18 protein-coding genes are annotated in these 20,092 nt (G+C 33.5%); all 18 read right to left on the bottom strand.

The genetic code is table 11. The features are described 5' to 3' along the window. Window positions 1–49 precede the first annotated feature (49 nt). The 18 genes from smpB to rpoN all read right to left on the bottom strand — a co-directional run bounded on the left by smpB (window position 50) and on the right by rpoN (window position 20,056). Window positions 50–514 carry an SsrA-binding protein SmpB gene (smpB, locus tag E4100_RS03650; protein ID WP_135270686.1) on the bottom strand — a complete coding sequence of 155 codons (465 nt, stop codon included), beginning with the start codon at window positions 512–514 and terminating at the stop codon, window positions 50–52. Then, on the bottom strand, window positions 514–2,649 hold the full coding sequence (gene rnr, locus E4100_RS03645; protein ID WP_135270685.1) for a ribonuclease R: 2,136 nt from the start codon (window positions 2,647–2,649) through the stop codon (window positions 514–516). Before rnr ends, smpB begins: the two co-directional genes overlap by 1 nt. Before the next feature lie 61 nt (window positions 2,650–2,710). Further along, window positions 2,711–3,871 carry a D-alanine--D-alanine ligase family protein gene (locus E4100_RS03640; protein ID WP_135270684.1) on the bottom strand — a complete coding sequence of 387 codons (1,161 nt, stop codon included), beginning with the start codon at window positions 3,869–3,871 and terminating at the stop codon, window positions 2,711–2,713. Window positions 3,872–3,882: 11 nt separating this feature from the next. Further along, window positions 3,883–5,397: a UDP-N-acetylmuramoyl-tripeptide--D-alanyl-D-alanine ligase gene (locus tag E4100_RS03635; protein ID WP_245196350.1), complete on the bottom strand. Its 1,515-nt coding sequence runs from the start codon at window positions 5,395–5,397 to the stop codon at window positions 3,883–3,885. A gap of 20 nt (window positions 5,398–5,417) precedes the next feature. Then, window positions 5,418–6,185 (bottom strand): alpha/beta fold hydrolase, encoded by a 768-nt coding sequence (locus E4100_RS03630; protein WP_245196349.1) that lies wholly within the window; start codon window positions 6,183–6,185, stop codon window positions 5,418–5,420. Between the two features lie 98 nt (window positions 6,186–6,283). Then, window positions 6,284–8,284: a sodium-translocating pyrophosphatase gene (locus tag E4100_RS03625; RefSeq protein ID WP_135270682.1), complete on the bottom strand. Its 2,001-nt coding sequence runs from the start codon at window positions 8,282–8,284 to the stop codon at window positions 6,284–6,286. Between the two features lie 24 nt (window positions 8,285–8,308). Then, window positions 8,309–8,533: a preprotein translocase subunit SecG gene (secG, locus tag E4100_RS03620; RefSeq protein ID WP_135270681.1), complete on the bottom strand. Its 225-nt coding sequence runs from the start codon at window positions 8,531–8,533 to the stop codon at window positions 8,309–8,311. A gap of 80 nt (window positions 8,534–8,613) precedes the next feature. Continuing rightward, complete coding sequence (locus tag E4100_RS03615; protein ID WP_135270680.1) at window positions 8,614–9,048, bottom strand: Fur family transcriptional regulator; 435 nt, start codon at window positions 9,046–9,048, stop codon at window positions 8,614–8,616. A gap of 13 nt (window positions 9,049–9,061) precedes the next feature. Further along, complete coding sequence (locus tag E4100_RS03610) at window positions 9,062–9,886, bottom strand: metal ABC transporter permease (RefSeq protein WP_135270679.1); 825 nt, start codon at window positions 9,884–9,886, stop codon at window positions 9,062–9,064. 19 nt (window positions 9,887–9,905) lie between these two features. Further along, entirely contained in the window at window positions 9,906–10,586 is a 681-nt protein-coding gene (locus tag E4100_RS03605; protein ID WP_135270678.1) for a metal ABC transporter ATP-binding protein, read from the bottom strand. Continuing rightward, on the bottom strand, window positions 10,579–11,544 hold the full coding sequence (locus E4100_RS03600) for a metal ABC transporter substrate-binding protein (RefSeq protein WP_135270677.1): 966 nt from the start codon (window positions 11,542–11,544) through the stop codon (window positions 10,579–10,581). The genes E4100_RS03605 and E4100_RS03600 overlap by 8 nt, the downstream gene beginning before the upstream one ends. A gap of 88 nt (window positions 11,545–11,632) precedes the next feature. Then, window positions 11,633–12,922, bottom strand: a complete 1,290-nt coding sequence (gene eno / locus E4100_RS03595; RefSeq protein ID WP_135270676.1) for a phosphopyruvate hydratase — start codon at window positions 12,920–12,922, stop codon at window positions 11,633–11,635. 36 nt (window positions 12,923–12,958) lie between these two features. Further along, entirely contained in the window at window positions 12,959–14,494 is a 1,536-nt protein-coding gene (gene gpmI, locus E4100_RS03590) for a 2,3-bisphosphoglycerate-independent phosphoglycerate mutase (protein WP_135270675.1), read from the bottom strand. A gap of 1 nt (window position 14,495) precedes the next feature. Beyond that, a complete protein-coding gene (tpiA, locus tag E4100_RS03585; protein WP_135270674.1) occupies window positions 14,496–15,254 on the bottom strand; it encodes a triose-phosphate isomerase in 759 nt (252 codons plus the stop codon). Between the two features lie 19 nt (window positions 15,255–15,273). Continuing rightward, window positions 15,274–16,470 carry a phosphoglycerate kinase gene (locus E4100_RS03580; protein WP_135270673.1) on the bottom strand — a complete coding sequence of 399 codons (1,197 nt, stop codon included), beginning with the start codon at window positions 16,468–16,470 and terminating at the stop codon, window positions 15,274–15,276. Between the two features lie 59 nt (window positions 16,471–16,529). Beyond that, window positions 16,530–17,540, bottom strand: coding sequence for a type I glyceraldehyde-3-phosphate dehydrogenase (gap, locus tag E4100_RS03575; RefSeq protein ID WP_135270672.1), 1,011 nt, complete (start codon window positions 17,538–17,540; stop codon window positions 16,530–16,532). Between the two features lie 13 nt (window positions 17,541–17,553). Further along, window positions 17,554–18,636, bottom strand: coding sequence for a sugar-binding transcriptional regulator (locus E4100_RS03570; RefSeq protein ID WP_135270671.1), 1,083 nt, complete (start codon window positions 18,634–18,636; stop codon window positions 17,554–17,556). 61 nt (window positions 18,637–18,697) lie between these two features. Continuing rightward, on the bottom strand, window positions 18,698–20,056 hold the full coding sequence (gene rpoN, locus E4100_RS03565; RefSeq protein ID WP_135270670.1) for an RNA polymerase factor sigma-54: 1,359 nt from the start codon (window positions 20,054–20,056) through the stop codon (window positions 18,698–18,700). Window positions 20,057–20,092 lie beyond the last annotated feature (36 nt).

Below are 20,092 nucleotides of genomic sequence, written 5' to 3'. Positions count from 1 at the left end.
CACTATTATGATAGCATAAAGGGGGTAAAATGTCAAATTGCACTAGCTTTTATCTGTATTTTTCCTTCTCCATTTGTTGGATCTTTCTTTCAGCATCTCTCTTTGCTATAGTTTCCCTTTTATCATAGAGTTTTTTACCCTTTGCTATTGCCAGTTCTACTTTTACTTTGCCATTTTTAAAGTACAGTGAAAGGGGTATTAGCGTATATCCTTTAATCGTTGTTAGGCCAATTAACTTCCTGATCTCTCTTTTGTTTAAGAGCAGTTTTCTCACTCTCAATGGATCTACATTGTAAATGTTTCCTTGCTCATATGGACTTATATGCATATTGTATAAAAAAACTTCGCCATTTTCAATATTTGCATAACTATCTTTTATGTTCACTTTCCCTTGACGTATCGATTTAACTTCAGTTCCTGTTAAGACAATTCCAGCTTCTAAAGTGTCTTCAATAAAATAGTCATGCCTAGCCTTTTTGTTAGTTGCAGCGACTTTAATTTGATTATTGTTCATTAAATCACTCCCTGTATAACAGTTTCATCATAAACTAATTCAAAATCTATATTTTTTTTGACTAAATCCGTGCCGACTACGCGTATTTTTACCTCGTCTCCAATTCGGTAAATCTTTCGCGTCATCTCTCCGATTATTTGGTAGTTTTCTTCATCAAATAAGTAATAATCATCTTTCATATTGCTAAAATGAACAAGTCCCTCTACTGTATTTTCTAGCTGCACAAACATTCCAAAACTAGTTACATTTGATATTAAGCCTACATACTCTTCTCCAATTTTCGAACTCATGTATTCAGCTTTCTTTAAGTCGTCAACGTCGCGTTCAGCTTCATCTGCCAATCTTTCTGTCATTGATACATGCTCAGCTACTTCAGGTAGAGTTTCTCTTAATTTCTTCTCTTTCTTTTCTGATAAAGTCCCATCTATATAATCTTTGATTATCCTGTGTATTTGTAAATCAGCATATCTTCTTATAGGTGAAGTGAAATGCGTATAATACTTTGCTGCAAGTCCAAAGTGCACATCATATTCTGCACTGTATTTTGCTCTTTGTAGAGTCCTTAACAAAAGATTTGATAAAAGTGCTTCTTCTTTCTTACCCTTGATTTCTTTTGTTATTCTTTGAAATTCTTTAGGGTGCAGGTCTTTTCCTTTTAGTCTGTACCCAAAATTATACAGTACTTTAATAAATTGTTCGACTTTTTTTGGATCTGGTTCTTCATGTATCCTATATATAAATGGAGTATCTGCCCAAAAAAATCGTTCAGCTATTGTTTCATTTGTGACAAGCATAAACTCTTCAATCATTCTATTGGCTACTCGTCTATCTAGCCTTTTTACATCTATTGCTTTGCCATTTTCATCTAATTCAATATAGCTTTCAGGAAAATCAAAATCAATACTGCCCCTTTTTTCTCTTCTATTACGCAAAATTTCCATGAGCTCGCTCATTGTGAATAATTCATCCTTGACAGCTAATAACTCTTTAGGATAATCGCTTTCTACTCCTTCCAGAAGATCAGAAACATCGTCATAGACTAATCGAGCTTTGCTTTTTATTATGCTCTTGTAAATCTTATGATCTATGACTTTCCCAGACCTGTCAACATTCATCATTACAGATAGTGTGAGTCTGTCTGTATCAGGATTTAATGAACAAATCTCATTGCTTAACTCTTCGGGAAGCATTGGTATAACTCTATCAAGTAAGTATACAGAATTTCCCCTTAGAAGTGCTTCTTTATCGAGTTGCATTTTGGGTCTTACATAATGGGATACATCTGCAATATGAACTCCTAAAAGAAATGTATCTTTATCTAACATTTCTATCGACACTGCATCGTCAAAATCTTTTGCATCTTTACCATCGATCGTAAATACAGTCAAATTTCTATAGTCGACCCTATTGTCTTTGTCATCTGGTTCTATTTTTGCCACTCGTTTTGCTTCTTTTTTTGCCTCATCTGAAAAATCAGTCGGCAAATTGTATTCTTTGATAATTGAAAGTATGTCAATTCCCTTCTCGTAACTGTACCCAAGTACTTCTTTTATGACCCCTTCAGGATTTTTGTGATAATCTGGCCATTTTGTTACACTTACAATGACTTTTTGCCCATTTTTTGCATTGTTTTTTGCATTTTTAGGAATAAATACATCGTAATATATTTTGGGATTATCTGGAACAACAAAGCCAAAGTTTCCATTGTCTTCAAATGTTCCAATTATCTCAGTGTTTGCCCTTTCTAAAACTTTTATGACTTCACCTTCGGCTTTTTTATTCGGTCCTGCTTTTCTAGTTATATTTACTATAACTGTGTCATTGTGCATAGCTGAATCCATATTTTCAGGTGGAATAAATATATCTTCTTTTGATTTATCGTTGGGAATTAGAAATCCATATCCCTTTTCATTTGCTTCAATCTTACCTATTGCCATATGTTCATTGTTTATTAAAATATATCTATCTTCTTTATTCTTTACTATGAGCCCTTCTTTTTCTAGTGAAGAAAGGATTTTAAAGAAATCTTTTTCATCTTTTCTGTTGATGCCAAAGATGAATGCCAATTCTTCCTTAAGCAGTGGCTTATATTCTTTTGAGCTCATCGTTTCAATAATTCTTTCTTTTATTGGCATGGTATACCTCCAATACTTCTAACAAATTATGCTGCACTTATACTGCGCAGCATAATTTATCTTATTTTTTTATTTTTGCCCCAAATTGAGTCCTTTTAAACAAATTTGAGTCGTAAGTGTACATATTTGCTTCTTTGTCTTTTTGAGCCTTTATAGCTATATCTATCATTTTAGATATCAACTCTTTAAAACTATACCCTCTGCCTTCCCATAGGTAAAACGCTATTGAACCTGGCATTGTATTTATTTCATTGACATAGACATCTTCTTCTTTCACAAGAAAATCTATTCTTGCATTTCCTCTGCAATCAATGGATTTGAATGCTAATTTAGCATAATTTTCAATTTTTGTCCTTATTTCATCAGATAGGTTTGCAGGTATGTTTTTGTTTTTGTCTCCTTTTGTCGTTTTGCTATCTTGTTTTACGTATTTATCATCAAATGATAGTATTTCTTTCCACCCTAGTGGTTCCTCACATAATGATACTTCTAAATCGTCTTCATATCCCATGACAGCACAGTTGATCTCTCTTGGATCTTCAACGGCTTTTTCTATTATGATTTTTCTGTCATAACTAAAAGCTAATTCTATAGCGCTTTCTAAATCTTCATTGCTTTTAACCTTGCTGATCCCAATACTCGAACCTAAATTTGCTGGTTTTACAAATAACGGATAAGTAATCTTAGACTCAATGTCTTTTAGCACAGCTTCTTTGTTCGTTTTCCACGAACTCCTGTAATAATATGTGTAATCCACTACAGGGATGTCATTAGCTTTAAAAATATCTTTCATGATTATTTTATCCATGCCAACTGCAGAACTTAATACCCCTGCCCCTACATAAGGCAGACCTATGAGTTCAAGTAATCCTTGTATAGTGCCATCTTCACCATTGGTACCATGGAATGCAGGGAAAAAAACATCTATACTATCTAAGTCTTTCTTCGTAAATAATTTAATATCGTTTGGGTGTATATACAAGTTTTGATCTTTATAGTTTGGAGACAGTATAATTTTTTTTACATTCTCATACTTTTCATTTTTAAAGCTTTCAAATTTAAGAAATGATTCTGATACTAGCCACTCACCATTTTTGTTTACATATATAGGTATGGGATTGAACTTCGTCTTGTCTATATTTTCAATGATCTGCATTGCTGTTATAACAGATACTTCGTGCTCTACACTTCTTCCTCCAAATAATATTCCAACATTTTTCATGGCTTGACCTCCTATTCTGTATATGTGTCGGGTAAATCATTTTCGAACAATACAACATCTTTTAGCTTTGCTAAATTCCCAATTATCTTAGTAGCTTCATCTAAGCTGTTTACAACAAATATATGGTCTTCCTTAAAGTTTGACTCTTTTAAACCTTCGTAAATTGGTTTTGTCCTTTTTTCGCCTACCAATATAGCGTAATCACAGACCTTCCCAATGTTAGCTCCAAATTCTTTATTGTATCTATCTTCCATTTCCCCCAATTCAATCATACCTGGGGTTATTATGAATTTCTTGCCTTCTTTAAATTGACTGATCACTTCTAATGCAGCTTTTGTGCCTTCAGGGTTAGAATTAAACGCATCGTCAATTATTATAACACCGGTTGGAGAATCTATTAAGTTTAATCTGTGTTCAACTGGCTCGATTTTAGCTATTCCTTCTTTGATTTCTTCAAAATTTAAACCCATAGCAAGTGCTGCTGCTACACCTGCAAGTATATTGTATATATTATGTTTACCCAATAATTTAGTAGTGCATCTTATGCTTCGTCCATCTTTGTGTTTTAATGTAAAGGAAGAACCTTTTTCAGATATTTCAATGTCATCTACATAGATATCCACTTTATCTTTGAGCTCTATGCCATATAATATCTTTTCTTTAAAAGTTTTATCTGCCAATTTCCTTACGTATTCATTGTCGTAATTAAATATCGCGATGCCATCTGTTGGCAATTCTTCGATTAGTTCATATTTTGTCTTCATGATGTTGTCGATATTTTTGAATGTTTCTATGTGAACAGGTCCTATTGAAGTTATTATACCAATCTTAGGTTTAGCTAATTCCGCAAGTTCTCTGATTTCACCTATTTTTTTTGCTCCCATTTCTGCGACAAAAACTTGATCATCATCTTTGAGCTCATTGTTGATGACTTTTGATAAGCCCATTGGAGTATTATATGATTCAGGTGTATTTAACACCTTGTATTTTTCTGAAAGAATAGTAGCAACTGTAAATTTTGTACTCGTTTTCCCAAAGCTTCCTGTTATCCCTATAACTGTTAAGTCTTTCCTGTTCATGATTTTATTTTGAGCTTGTAAATAATATCCTCTATTGATATGTACTTCATAGGGGTTCATGATAGCTGTTGATAAATAAATTGTTATGGGTTGTAAATAGTAAAATATAAAGGAAAATGCTAAAAAACTGAATGTAGAAATTGGAATGCTGTTAAAAATTAAATGTATTGACGATGCGAAAGCAGCTAGTAATATTACATTTATTAAAAAATTGCATCTAAACAATCGATTTGCTCTTTCAGTCATCACAAGTGGTTTTTTTACAGGCTTTGCTGCACTTTTTAAATTAAAAGCAGTATCTAGATTGTTCTTCAACCATTTTAAATATTCTTTAGCTTCATATCCTTCTAATTGAGACATATGCAAAAATTTTCTTGTTCTTTTACTAAATCCTAAAGTTACAAATAAAGAAAACAAAATAATAAATAAATATGTAGTGTATTTCAAAAAATTTCCCTCCAAGGCCATTATTGTTCTATATTGAAGAACGATTTCAATACTAAAGCAAACTTATTATAATCTTCGACATATGAAAAATGCCCTGTACCTTCTAATACGACTAAACCCGAATCTTTGATTTTCTCTTCCATGATTTTTGCTTGATACAATGGAGTAGCATCATCCAAGTCTCCCCAAATTAAAAGAGTTGGGCACTCAATTTGCTCTAATAAATAAGATAAATCTTCATTAACTACTTTTACCAATATTCTTCTCATTATACCAGAAGAATTTCTATAATCATCAGATCCAAATCTTCTATTTATAATTTCTGCAACTTCATTTTCTTTTTTCCAAAAGAAAAACAATCTATATAATTTTTTAGCTAATTTATAGCTTTTCACTTTTATGTGATATGATAAAGTCCTCTTAGATATAAGCCCTGCACTGTCTATCAAAACCAATTTATCGACATAGTCTTTGTATGTTGAGCTTATAATTATCGAAAGCTTCCCGCCAAACGAATGCCCAATCAATGAAATTTTTTCTAAATTAAAATGATCTATGAATTTCTTGACGATTTCTGCATATTCAAAACTCCCAAATACATCGTGAGGTTCATCTGATTTCCCAAATCCGGGCAAATCAATGGCATATACTTGATATGAGCTTTTTAGAACATTTACTATCGGTATGACAGTTTCAATGTTTGCACCCCATCCATGTAATACAACTACTGGACTTCCTTCTCCTTCAACTATGTAATTTATATTCATGCCATCTATATTTACAATCACATTTTTCAACCTCTTTAAATCAAATATTTACTTTTGAATTATATCATATTTTTTGTAAATTATCACATAAAAAAATCCCTCAAAGAGGGATTTTAGTTTTAGAACAATATTCCACCATAAGTTAAAAATACTTTTGCAAATACTAACGAAACAATCGTCATTAGTTTTATTAATATGTTCAAAGAAGGACCTGCAGTATCTTTAAAAGGATCTCCTACAGTGTCTCCAATAACAGCTGCTTTATGAGCATCGCTGCCTTTTCCACCATGATTTCCTTCTTCTATATATTTCTTAGCATTGTCCCATGCACCACCTGAATTTGCCATAAATATAGCCATCAAAACTCCTGTTATCAATGATCCTGCTAATAATCCACCTAATGCCTCAGGTCCTAACAATATACCTATCAATACAGGTGCAAAAACAGCTAATAATCCAGGGATTATCATCTCTTTAAGCGCTGCTTTTGTGCTTATATCAACGCATCTTGCATAATCAGGTTTTTCAGTGCCAGCCATAATGCCGGGTTTTTCTTTGAATTGGCTTCTAACTTCTTCAATCATGCTAAAAGCAGTTTTTCCTACAGCGTCCATTGTCATTGCAGAGAATAGGAAAGTAAGCATACCTCCAATAAACAATCCTGAAATTACAGTTGGTCTTGTAATGTCTATGCTTGAAAGAGAAACTGCTTGTGTATAGGATGAAAATAGTGCTAAAGCAGTAAGAGCAGCTGACCCTATTGCAAATCCCTTTCCAATAGCTGCGGTAGTGTTCCCAACTGAATCAAGCTTGTCAGTAATTTTTCTTACCTCTTTAGGCAATTGACACATTTCAGAAATTCCGCCTGCATTGTCTGCTATTGGTCCATAAGCATCTACTGCTATAGTCATAGCAGCTGTAGAAAGCATCCCAACTGCAGCTAATGCTATCCCATATAGTCCTTGAGCTGGATCGGTTGCGCCGTTAGACGCATAATATGCAACGAGTATACCTGCAGCTATTACTATAATAGGAAGAGCTGTAGACATCATTCCGACAGATAGTCCTCCAATAATATTTGTTGAAGCTCCTGTCTCTGATTCTCTTGCAATTCTTTTAACTGGTTTATAATCTGAGGATGTATAATATTCAGTTATTCTTGCAATTAGTAAACCGACTGCAAGCCCTGCTACTATTGAGATAAAAGGTTTATAACTATCTAAAAATACATTGCTTAACACAAATGCCATGATCAAAGTGATAAATGAACTTACTACTGTTCCAGTATTTAAAGATTTTTGAGGGTCTTTATCTCCCCTTACAAAATATACACCTATAATTGAAGCTAATATTCCAACTGTTGAAAATGCTAATGCAAAATAGATTCCATTATCTCCATATGCGATGAGTCCTAAAGTCACTGCTGATATAATTGCACCCACATAAGACTCAAATAGGTCTGCTCCCATACCAGCTACGTCTCCTACGTTGTCCCCAACATTGTCTGCTATGACGGCAGGGTTTCTTGGGTCATCTTCTGGTATGCCAGCTTCTACTTTACCAACTAAGTCAGCCCCAACATCTGCTGCCTTTGTGTAAATTCCTCCACCTACTCTTGCGAATAATGCAATGGATGATGCCCCTAGACCAAATCCAGTTATAATTTCAGGGTCTTTAAAAATTATGTAGGATACGCTAACGCCGAGTATGCCAAGTCCTACAACGCTCATTCCCATTACTGTACCGCCTGAAAATGCTATTTTCAAGGCTTCGTTTATACCGCTCTCCATCGCAGCATTAGAAGTTCTTACATTAGCTTTAGTAGCTACATTCATCCCAAAATAACCAGCTAATACGGAAAACAATGCTCCAAACAAAAATGTTATAGAGGTTTTCCAGCTAATCAATAGACCAAGAACTACAAATAATACCAAAATAAATACTGCTAAATACCTATACTGTCTTAATAAAAAAGCCATCGCTCCTTCATGAATGTAAGAGGCTATCTCTACCATTCTTTCATTACCAGGCTTTTTCTTATTCACGTAAGTTGCCTTGTATAGAGCAAATAACAAAGCAACAACTCCAACGACAGGAGCTGCGATCAGCGCGATATTCATCAATCTTCCCCCTCTTATTTAGTTTTAAATTGCCAATCCCAACGCAGAAATCATAAATACAACAGACGCAACTATTGTGACCTTCCTTAATAGTGCCTGTTTACTTGTACCTATGCTTTTTCCGAAAATGGAATCAGTTGCACCTCCTCCAATTGCGCCTAAGCCTTCTTGTTTACTCTCTTGCATTAATACACTCACTATAAGCACTAAGCTTGAAATGAGCATCAATACAGCAAAAAATGTTGCCATATCACACCTCCCATAACATTATCCTTTAACATTAATATTCTATCATAGAGATACTTTAAAATCAAACAAATTTGAGAATTTTAGTGTATTTGATGCCTCTTTTTACAATTCGGGCAGATCCCTTTTATCTCTAGATTGTGATCAACTATGCTGTAGCCTGTTTCTTTGGCAATCTTTTTTTCGTATTTCTCAATTGGGCAATCCGATAAAGGTATTATTTGATTGCAATATATGCAAAGTAAATAATGTCTGTGTTTTTCACGGGCTATTTCAAAGTAAAATTTTTCGTCAATATCTAGCTTAGATTTAATTATGATGTTGTTTTTTACGAAAATATCTAAAATTCTATATACAGTCGACAAATTGAAACAATCTATTTCATTTTTTGCTAGTAAATATATATCTTCAGCAGTTAGTGGCCTATCTTGTTTTCTTAGAAGTTCATATAAGTATATGCGTTGTTTAGTTGCCTTTATACCTTTTGAATTTAATATTTCTTTAACATTTGAGTCCATTTAATATCACCACTTATCTCTTTATTAATTTACCTATTGTGTAAAAACACACGAACACAAGTGTATTTGTCAATACTATACTTGGTCCAGATGGAATGTTAAATACATATGAGCCTATGAGTCCAGTTATCATTGAAAAGATAGCAACACATACCCCAATAATCAAAAGTGATTTGAAGCTCTTGGCTATTTGCATAGAACTAATCGTTGGGAAAATAATCAAACTTGAGATTAACAAAGTGCCTAGTACTCTCATCCCTAGTACTACTGTGATAGAAGTTAATATTGATAGTAGATAATTGATAAAAGTTGTATTTACGCCTGATACTTTAGAAAATTCTTCATCAAATGTAACTGCCAATAAATCTTGATAAAATATATATACTATGATGATCATAATTATAGACATTATCACAGAAATGTAACTATCCGTTTTATCTATAGCCAATATACTTCCAAACAAGTAACTATTTATATCGGTATTAAACCCTTTAGCTTTGCTTGCTATAATTACTCCAATCGCAATTGAAAATGAAGAGACTAAACCTATACTCGCATCTCCGTTTAAAGATGCTTTTTCGTTTAATTTCATAATGAGTATCGAAGCTAAAATTACTAAAGGTAATGATACAAAAAGAGGTGATAGACCTAAAGCTAATGCTAAAGCAACTGTTGCAAAACTGACATGAGCTAGCCCGTCTCCAATTAAGGAATATCTTTTCAATACGAGGAATGATCCTAAAATGGAGCTGATAAAAGCTATAGATATGCCTACCACCATTGCCCTTTGCATAAACACAAATGACATTGCCTCACTTATCGTTTCAATAATATTCATAAAATCACCTTTCTCCTAACTAATATGAGTTCTGATTAAAGTCTTGAGAAAGACCATAATAGAGTATTTTTCTATCAATTAACATTATTTTTTTCGCTCTCTTCATAAGGCTTTGTACATCATGAGAAACTAATAGGATAGCTGTTCCCATTTTATTTACCTTGTCAATTATATCAAATATTTCTTCTCTAGCTTTCGGATCAAGTGCACTAGTGGGTTCATCTAAGACTAGTAAATTGGGATTGTTAACTAATGCCCTAGCTAATAGTACCTTTTGCTGTTGTCCTCCAGATAAATCACCTATTCTTTTGTTCTTTAAATCTATCGCTCCAACTTTAGTTAAAGTATCTTCTATTTTTTCCATATCAGTTTTAGTGATTTTTTTAGGATATTTCTTGTTTCCAAGTAAGCCTAACCCAACTATTTCATGTACTAGTGCTGGGAATTTAATATTCCCAGTAACTAGTATTTGTGGTAGATACCCAATAGTCATTTTATTTTTATTGCCAATAAAATTTATGCTCCCGCTTGTACTTGGGATAATTCCAAGTAATGCTTTTACTAAAGTTGTCTTACCAGACCCATTTTCTCCGACTAATCCAATAAAATCATTTTCATAAATCGTAAAACTTACATCTATTAATACTTTTTCTTCACCGTAATTTACATTTAGGTCTTTAGCTTCAATTAGCTTATTCATTATAACCAAGCCCTTTTTTTAAATTCTCTAAGTTTTTATTCATGATATCGATATAATGAACTTCCGATTCTAGTTCTTCTCTTGATACATTGTGCGCAGCATGTAACTCTAGCATCTCTATACCAGTTTGTTCTGAAATTATCTTTGCAATTTTAGGATCGACCAATTCTTCATAAAATATTGCTTTAGCACCTGTTTCCTCGACAATTTTTACTAAATTTGCTATGGCTTGTGCTGAGGGTTCAGCGTTAGGAGAAAACCCTTCATAAGGGGAGGTGTATTCTAGTCCATATCTATCAGCAAAATATCCAAAAGCAAAGTGCCCACCTGATATGATGGTTTTGCTTTCCGAATTATTTACCACCTGATTTATTTCCTCGTCGAGTTTATCTAAGCTTTCCTTTAATTCTTCTGCATTTTTTGTGTAGTATTGTTCATTGGCTTTGTCAATTGATACTACCGCTTTTAAAATTTCATCCACCATTACCTTAGCATTCATTGGATCTGTCCAGTAATGTGGATCATACTCTAAATCTTCGTGTTCTTCAGGTTCTTCGCCCTCTTCGTGATGTTCATGGCCTTCAAATTCAAATTTTTTTAATTTGATGCCTTCACTCAAGTCCAAAACATTTACATTTGCTTCAACTAATGTATCCATGATATTGTTGACCCATGGCTCCATAGTATCTCCTGTGTATATGAATAAATCAGAATTTGTTATTGTACTCATATCTTTGGGTGTTAATTCAAATGAATGCGCCTCAACTCCTGGGGGAAGTAGCATGATGACATCGAATTTGTCTCCTACAATAATCTTTGAAAAATCATATTGTGGGAAAAGCGTAGTAGTTATGATTGGTTTTGTTTCAGCATCAATATCATTTTCATCTCTAACGCAACCAGAAATTGAAATTATTAGTACAAGTGATAATATAATATAAATAATTCTTTTTTTCATTGTAATTCCTCCTAGTAATAATAAATGCAGATGCGAATGATTCGCATCTGCATTTATTATATGTGCAATTATTACATATGTCAATACATTATTTTTTTAAATTGTAGAATGATTTTATTCCATTATACTTTGCAGTTTCATATAAACCGTCTTCTATTCTCAACAACTGATTGTATTTAGCTACTCTGTCTGTCCTAGATGGTGCTCCAGTTTTAATTTGTCCTGCATTTGTAGCTACAGCTAAGTCAGCGATTGTTGAATCTTCTGATTCTCCTGATCTATGTGATACTATTGCTGTGTATCCGTGAGTTTTGGCAAGTTCAATAGCGTCCAATGTTTCTGTAATTGTCCCTATTTGATTCAATTTAATCAATATTGAATTTGCTACTCCTAGCTCAATTCCTTTTTGCAACCTATCTGTATTTGTAACAAATAAGTCATCTCCAACAATTTGAACCCTACTACCCAATCTCTCAGTCATCAATTTCCATCCATCCCAATCATCTTCTGCAAGTCCGTCTTCTATTGAAATGATAGGATATTTATCCAATAGATATTCGTAATAATCGATCATCTCTTTTGCGTTTAGTTCTTTTCCTTCACCTTTTAATGAGTATATTTTTTTGTCTTCATCGTAAAGCCCTGACGATGCTACATCTATAGCAAGCATAACATCTTTTCCTGGCACATATCCAGCTTTTTCAATAGCTTCTACTATTGTCTTAAGAGCTTCTTCGTTGCTTGATAAATTAGGTGCAAATCCACCTTCATCGCCAACTGAAGTGCTCAATCCCTTTGCTTTTAATACAGCTTTGAGGTTATGGAATACTTCTGCGCCCATTCTGAGAGCTTCTTTAAAGTTCTCTGCACCTACTGGCATTACCATAAACTCTTGAATGTCAACGTTGTTATCTGCGTGTTGTCCACCATTCAATATATTCATCATTGGCACAGGTAAAGTCTTTGCATTTGCTCCACCAATATACCTGTAAAGTGGTAATCCTAGTTCATTTGCTGCTGCTTTAGCAACTGCTATTGATACTGCAAGTATAGCATTGGCACCAAGCTTACCTTTATTGTCAGTACCATCTAATTCTATCATGGTTTTATCAATCAGAACTTGATCAAATACATCCATTCCTATTAATTCTTCTGCGATTATCTCATTTACGTTTTCTACTGCTTTTAATACGCCTTTTCCTAAATATCTGGACTTATCGTTGTCCCTCAATTCAACAGCTTCGTATATACCAGTTGAAGCCCCAGATGGTACTATTGCACTACCAAAAGAATTTTCAGTATAAACCTCAACTTCAACTGTAGGATTTCCCCTCGAATCAAGTACTTCTCTAGCATAAATATCAACTATCATGCTCATTTATTACCACTCCTATCCTTTTAATTATTTTCTGTATTATTTTTCTATAATCAATGTTTCTCCTGTCATCTCACTTGGTTTTTCAATGTCAAGTAAATGCAATATAGTTGGAGCTATATCTGCAAGTATTCCATCTTTTAAAGAGACATCTCTATCACTTACAAGTATAAATGGTACCTTGTTTGAAGTATGTGATGTTACCGGTGTTTTTGTGACTTCATCTAACATATACTCAGAATTGCCGTGATCTGCCGTCACTAACACCTCTCCTCCTACTTCATGCATACAATCGAGTATCTCTCCCATGCACTCATCTACTGTTTCAATTGCTTTTACAGCAGCAGGAATTACTCCTGTGTGCCCAACCATGTCAGGATTAGCAAAATTTAATATAATTAAATCGTATTTACCTGATTTAATGCGTCTTATTGCTTCATCTTTTACTTCGTAAGCACTCATCTCTGGCTTTAGATCATAAGTGGCTACTTTTGGCGATGGTATAAGCACTCTATCTTCGTTTTCAAATGGCACTTCTCTGCCCCCGTTGAAAAAGAATGTCACATGTGCGTATTTTTCAGTTTCAGCGATTCTCAATTGGTTTAAACCTAATTTACTTATGGTTTCGCCTAAAGTATTTACTAGATTGTCAGTTTTATATGCGACATGCACATGGGGAATAGTTTTATCGTATTCAGTCATAGTGACATAGTACAAATTCTTCCTCAGTGGTCTTTCAAAACCTGTAAATTCATCGTCAATAATAGCTCTTGTGAGTTCCCTAGCTCTGTCAGGTCTAAAGTTAAAGAATATTATAGAGTCGTTATCTTCAATCGTTGCTACTGGCTTATTATCCTCTAGAATCACAGTAGGCAAAATGAATTCATCATTTACCCCTTCTTTATACGATGATTCCACTACATCAATAGGATTTGACATGGCTTTGCCAATCCCTAAGGCAATAGCATCATATGCGAGTTTTACTCTATCCCATCTCTTGTCTCTATCCATAGCATAGTATCTGCCTGAAACTGTTGCAATTTTACCTACTCCAATTTCTTTTATCTTTGCTTCTAATTCTCTTAAATGCTCGCTACCGATAGTTGGTGGCACATCTCTACCGTCAAGTATTGCGTGTATATAGACATCGTTAAAGTCTTGTTTTTTCATCAATTCAAGCAGTGCATAAAGGTGAGTGTTGTGGCTGTGAACCCCACCGTCTGAAACCAACCCAATCAAGTGTAGTTTTGAGTGGTTTTCTTTTGCATGTGCTATTGCATTTAAAAACTCTTCTTTTTTAAAAAAATTGCCTTCTCTAATTTCTTTTGAAATTCGAGTGAGTTCTTGATATACAATTCTTCCTGAGCCAATATTTAAATGTCCAACTTCTGAATTACCCATCTGTCCTTCAGGTAATCCCACATAAAGTCCACTAGCATAAAGAGTACTGTGTGGGTATTTTGAAACTATTTTGTCATAATTTGGTTTTTTTGCTAAATAAACAGCATTTCCTTCGTATTCTTTGCCTAGACCAAATCCATCTAGGATCATAAGCATTACTGGTTTTTTTGACATATTATTCCTCCAACTTATAGTTGACTAGCTGAACAAAATCATTCGCTTTAAGGCTTGCGCCACCTACTAACGCACCATCTATATTTTCCATATTCATCAATTCTTTAATATTATCTGGTTTTACACTTCCACCATAAAGCACTCTTATCTTTTGAGAAGTGTCTGCATCGTATAATTTTTCTAAGATTGATCTTATTAAAGCGCATATTTCTTCAGCTTGTTCACTCGATGCAGTTTTCCCTGTGCCAATTGCCCATATTGGTTCGTAGGCGATTACAGTTTTAACTGCATCCTCTTTTGTTATCCCTTCAAAAGCCTTTGTGACTTGGCTTTCAATTAATTCTTTATATTTGCCATTTTCTCTTTCTTCTAAACTTTCGCCAACACATACAATTGGTGTTAAATTGTATGTTAGTGCTGACTTTATTTTTTTGTTTACAGTTTCGTCTGTTTCATTGAAATATTGTCTTCTCTCAGAGTGTCCAATTATAACATACTCCACTTTTATTTCATTTAACATCACAGGAGATATTTCTCCAGTATAAGCACCTTTTTCTTCCCAATGCATATTTTGAGCTCCTAATTTAATTTGAGTGCCTGTGACTAATTTGCTTGCTCTATCTAAAAAAGTAAAAGGTACACAAATAACAACTTCGACATCTCTGCTTAGATCTTTTCCCAATATATCACTAACCAAGGATTCTCCTTGTTTTATAGTGTTGTTCATCTTCCAATTACCTGCTATAATAGGTTTTCTCAATATAGTTACCCCTTTCTTTCTAATCTAGATCGCTTATAGCCTCTATTCCAGGCAATACTTTTCCTTCTAAGAATTCTAAGGAAGCTCCTCCTCCTGTAGAAATATGTGTCATTTTGTCTGCTAGTCCTGCCTTTTCAACTGCACTAGCAGAGTCTCCTCCTCCAACTATTGTAATAGCATCGACTTTTGCTAAAGCTTTAGCTATTTCAAAAGTACCTTTATTGAAATTATCCATTTCAAACACACCCATAGGTCCGTTCCAAATTACAGTTTTTGCTTCTTTAATTATATTTTCAAATAGCTCCACAGATTCTTGCCCAATGTCTAAACCCATCATATCATCAGGTATTTTATCTATTGGGACAGTTTTAAATTCTGTGTCATTCTTAAATTCTTTGGCTACGACTACATCTACCGGTAGAGCTATAGCGACATTTTTCTCAACAGCTTTATTTAGTATTTCTTTTGCTAATTCTATTTTATCTTCTTCTAATAAAGATTTGCCAACCTCATATCCTTTGGCTTTTAAAAATGTAAAAGCCATTCCACCACCGATTATTATAGCGTCTACTTTGGATAGTAAATTTTCAATAACACCAATTTTATCTGATACTTTAGCCCCACCTAGTATAGCGACAAAAGGTCTATCTGGATTTTCTAGTGCTTTTCCCATCACATTTACTTCTTTTTCTACCAAAAATCCTAATGCTGAAGGTAAATATTTGCTGACTCCAACATTTGAAGCATGGGCTCTATGAGATGTGCCAAAAGCATCATTTACAAATATTTCACCTAAGCTTGCTAATTCCTTAGCAAATTCTTCTCCATTTTTTTCTTCTTCTTTTCTAAATCTCGTGTTCTGGAGTAACATAATGTCGCCAGGTTTCATATTGTTTGCCATTTCTATAACTTTCTCTGAAACTACTCTATCATCATCAGCAAATATCACTTCTCTATTCAAAAGTTCTGACAATCTTTTTGCTACTGGTTCTAGCGAATATTTTTTATTTGGTTCCCCTTTAGGTCTCCCTAAATGAGACATCAGAATAACTTTAGCATTGTTTTCCAATAGATAGTTGATTGTAGGAAAGGAGCTTGTAATCCTTATATCGTCTGTGATATTAAAATTATCATCCATAGGTACATTGTAGTCTACTCTAACTAATACTCTTTTACCGTTTACATCTATATCTCTAAGTGTTTTTTTTCTTTTCAAAATATGCACCTCCAAAATGATTTCTTAATGGATAAGTCGGGTCATTAGACCCGACCTTTTTACCACCTTGATGCTATCATGCTTACCAAATCTACTACTCTATTTGAATAGCCCCACTCATTATCGTACCAAGATACTATTTTTACCATATTATCTATTACCATAGTTGAATCAGCATCAACAATTGAAGATCTCTTGTCTTTTAAGAAATCTCTTGATACAAGCAATTCATCTGTATATCCAAGGATTCCTTTTAATTCATTTTCACTAGCTTGTTTTAACAATTTATTAACTTCTTCTGCAGTTGTTGGTTTTTCTACTTCAAATACAACGTCTACTAAAGATACTGTTGGAACTGGTACTCTTACTGAGAATCCATTTAATTTGCCCTTTAATTCTGGCAATACTAACGCAACTGCTTTTGCTGCTCCAGTAGTAGTTGGTATGATGTTTTCAGCTGCAGCTCTTGCTCTTCTTGGGTCTTTATGGAATTTATCATGAACTTGTTGGTCATTTGTATATGCGTGAACTGTAGTCATCAATCCTTTTTTAATTCCTAAATTGTTCAATATTACTTTAGCAATTGGTGCTAAACAGTTTGTTGTACATGAAGCATTTGAAATTATATTGTGTTTTGCAGGATCGTATTTATCATCATTAACTCCTAAAACAATAGTGATGTCTTCGCCTTCTGTTGGTGCAGTTATTACTAGTTTTTTTGCTCCAGCTTGTAAGTGTTTTTCAAAATCTTCTCTTTTCTTAAATACACCTGTAGAGTCAATTGCTATATCTACTCCTAACTCGCCCCATGGCAACTTAGAAGGATCTTTTTCTGCAACAACTTTGACCTTTTTACCATTGATGATGATTCCTTCTTCATAAGTTTCAACTGTACCATTGAATTTACCATAGATACTATCATATTTGAAAAGATGAGCCATTTGCTCAATTGAACCGCCTATTTCATTGATTGCAACGATGTCAAAAGAATCATTATTGCTTTCTGCCCATGCTCTAGTTACATCTCTACCAATTCTCCCAAATCCACTTAACCCTACTTTTAATGCCATAAAAAATTCCTCCTTAAATTTTATTAAAAATTATTTTTTTTGCTACTGCTTCATCAATAACTAAAGTTATATCTTTTCTGAGTGATGAAATAGCCATAATCGCTTCAGCTTTCTCTTCACCACCAGCTACTCCAATAACTTTATCAATCTTTAAATACTTCTTCAATGATAATCCAGCTGATCCATATTCTAAAATGTCATTGCCTTCAATGTCGAAAAAATGTCCAAATGCTTCTGCTACAGCATGATTTTCTTCTAAAAACTTTATATTGTCTTCAGATAAATTTCTTCTCTTAGCCATAACATCGGCTCTACCAATGCCAAATACGAATATGTCGATCATTTCAATTAAGTCAAGCGTGTCCTTGATTTCTTTGTTTTTACTTGCTATTTCATTTACATCTTGACCTATGCTATCTGGGATGTATAAGAGTTTATAGTTAGCGCCAATATTTTGCGCTAATTTAGAAGCAACAGTATTGGCTTGTGTCTTTAAATCAGTTCCCAAGCCTCCTCTTGCAGGTATTACAGTTACGTCTTTAAACTCTTTTTTAGAAGAAATTTGCTCTGAAACTGCTAACATCGTATGCCCTCCAGTAACACCAACTATTGAATTTGGCTCTAGAGTGCTAACTAACACATCAGATGCAGTCTTAGCAAGATCTTTGAGAGTGAATTCACTTAAAGACGAATTTCCTGAAACCACATAACAATCTCTTACACCTAAGATAGCGGATACTTCTTTAGAGAGTTCAGGCTTTATCATTATTTTTTTAAACAAATCAGATAACTCTGATAATACATTTTCACCCTCGTCTGTAACATACATACCCATATTTTTTATGTCTAATAAATTATGTTTAACTAAATTTTCAACTTCTGTTCTGACATTTCTTTCTGTCATCCCCAACTTAATTGACAAAAGTCTTCTGCCAATTGGTTGATTGTCTTTAATTTCCCTTAGTATCATATACCTTTTTTCAAATAATTCTAATGCTTCTGGTACAATAATCCTAAACACATCAAAAGTATCTAATGGGACCACCTCCATACATGGGCAATATTTGTCCCTTAGCCCTATATTTTGTCCCACCATTTATAAAAAATTTACATACATATTATACCCAACAATTTAAAATATATCAAGCGATTACAATTTAAAATCTTTTTCTCAATTTAGAAGATGGAATTTTTAGCTCTTCTCTATACTTTGCAACCGTTCTTCGTGATAGTGAGATACCCATTTTCTCTAATTTATAAGATATTTCCTGATCACTCATCGGTTTTTTTGAATCTTCGGAATCTATTATTTCTCTAATAGTATTTTTAACGGTATCAGATGAAATCAATCCTTCATTTGCCTTAATAGCTTGTGAGAAAAAATATTTTAATTCATAAATTCCCTTAGATGTCTGGATGTATTTGCCATTTGTTGCTCTTGAAACAGTTGACTCGTGCATTTTAATGTCTTCCGCGACGTCTTTTAGTGTCAACGGTTTTAAATATCCTTCTCCTTTCTCAAAAAAATCAATTTGAAATTTTACTATCGATTCTATTACCTTAGTTAATGTTTGTTTTCTCTGCTCAATGCTCTTTATTATCCAAACGGCAGAGTTTAATTTTTCTTGCAAAAATTGACTTGTTGTTTCATCTGAATTTTTAATTAATTCTCTATAAAAATTATTTATGTTTAACTTGGGAATAGTTACTTCATTTATGAGGACAACGTATTCACCATCGACTTTTTCTAATTTAGCATCGGGAATAATATATTTTATTTCTTCACTACTTCCTGCAAAAGATCTTCCCGGTTTTGGTTCAAGAGATTTTATTTCATCTGCATATCTTTGAACTTCCTCGACATCTATATTTAGCTCTGAGGCAATCTTTGATAATTTATTTAGCGCAATGTCTTCTAAATAATTTTCAACTATATTTATTAAAATTAAATCTTTTCTATCTTTTAATTGGAGTAGCAAGCATTCTTTTAAATTTCTTGCACCTACTCCTGTAGGTTCAAAAGTTTGAACTACTCCAAGCATTATTTCTACTTCAGATTCTGAAACGCCCATAGCTTTCGCTATTTCTTGAGTGCTCTCAGTTAAGTAACCATTGCTATCTATATTTTGAATGATGTATTCTGCAATCTTATACTCCCTTTGTCCTACACTAACCATTGATAATTGTTCTAAGAGATATTCTTTAAGGGTTTGCGAAGATGTGAAAAAATTTTCAAACGTAATAGTATTTTCATCTTTATTTATTTCCTGTTTATAACTGATATCATCGTAATTTTCGATGTATTCCTTCCAATCTATCTGGTCAAAATCGCTAATTTCTTGTGGTTCTTCTATTGTATCTTCATACTCTAGCAAAGGATTTTCTTCTATTTCCCTCAATATATATTCTTGTAATTCTAAACTGTTATATTGAAGCAATTGAATTGCTTGCCTTAATTCAGGAGTCATTATTAATTTTTGGCTTTGTTCTAAAGTTAACTCATAATTAAGTTTCAATCACTTCACCTCCTCTTTGTACTTGTATTATATCAA

The sequence above is a fragment of the Soehngenia longivitae genome (assembly GCF_004684055.1).
GTDB classification, from domain to species: domain Bacteria; phylum Bacillota; class Clostridia; order Tissierellales; family Tissierellaceae; genus Soehngenia; species Soehngenia longivitae.
Note: the sequence above shows the minus strand (reverse complement) of the source record. Positions and strands in the feature narration are given on the sequence as shown.

Coding starts and splice junctions, on each gene's coding strand:
- smpB (WP_135270686.1), bottom strand. CDS start 514: ATGAACAATAATCAAATTAAAGTCGCTGCAACTAACAAAAAGGCTAGG.
- rnr (WP_135270685.1), bottom strand. CDS start 2,649: ATGCCAATAAAAGAAAGAATTATTGAAACGATGAGCTCAAAAGAATAT.
- E4100_RS03640 (WP_135270684.1), bottom strand. CDS start 3,871: ATGAAAAATGTTGGAATATTATTTGGAGGAAGAAGTGTAGAGCACGAA.
- E4100_RS03625 (WP_135270682.1), bottom strand. CDS start 8,284: ATGAATATCGCGCTGATCGCAGCTCCTGTCGTTGGAGTTGTTGCTTTG.
- secG (WP_135270681.1), bottom strand. CDS start 8,533: ATGGCAACATTTTTTGCTGTATTGATGCTCATTTCAAGCTTAGTGCTT.
- E4100_RS03615 (WP_135270680.1), bottom strand. CDS start 9,048: ATGGACTCAAATGTTAAAGAAATATTAAATTCAAAAGGTATAAAGGCA.
- E4100_RS03610 (WP_135270679.1), bottom strand. CDS start 9,886: ATGAATATTATTGAAACGATAAGTGAGGCAATGTCATTTGTGTTTATG.
- E4100_RS03605 (WP_135270678.1), bottom strand. CDS start 10,586: ATGAATAAGCTAATTGAAGCTAAAGACCTAAATGTAAATTACGGTGAA.
- E4100_RS03600 (WP_135270677.1), bottom strand. CDS start 11,544: ATGAAAAAAAGAATTATTTATATTATATTATCACTTGTACTAATAATT.
- eno (WP_135270676.1), bottom strand. CDS start 12,922: ATGAGCATGATAGTTGATATTTATGCTAGAGAAGTACTTGATTCGAGG.
- gpmI (WP_135270675.1), bottom strand. CDS start 14,494: ATGTCAAAAAAACCAGTAATGCTTATGATCCTAGATGGATTTGGTCTA.
- gap (WP_135270672.1), bottom strand. CDS start 17,540: ATGGCATTAAAAGTAGGGTTAAGTGGATTTGGGAGAATTGGTAGAGAT.
- E4100_RS03570 (WP_135270671.1), bottom strand. CDS start 18,636: ATGGTGGGACAAAATATAGGGCTAAGGGACAAATATTGCCCATGTATG.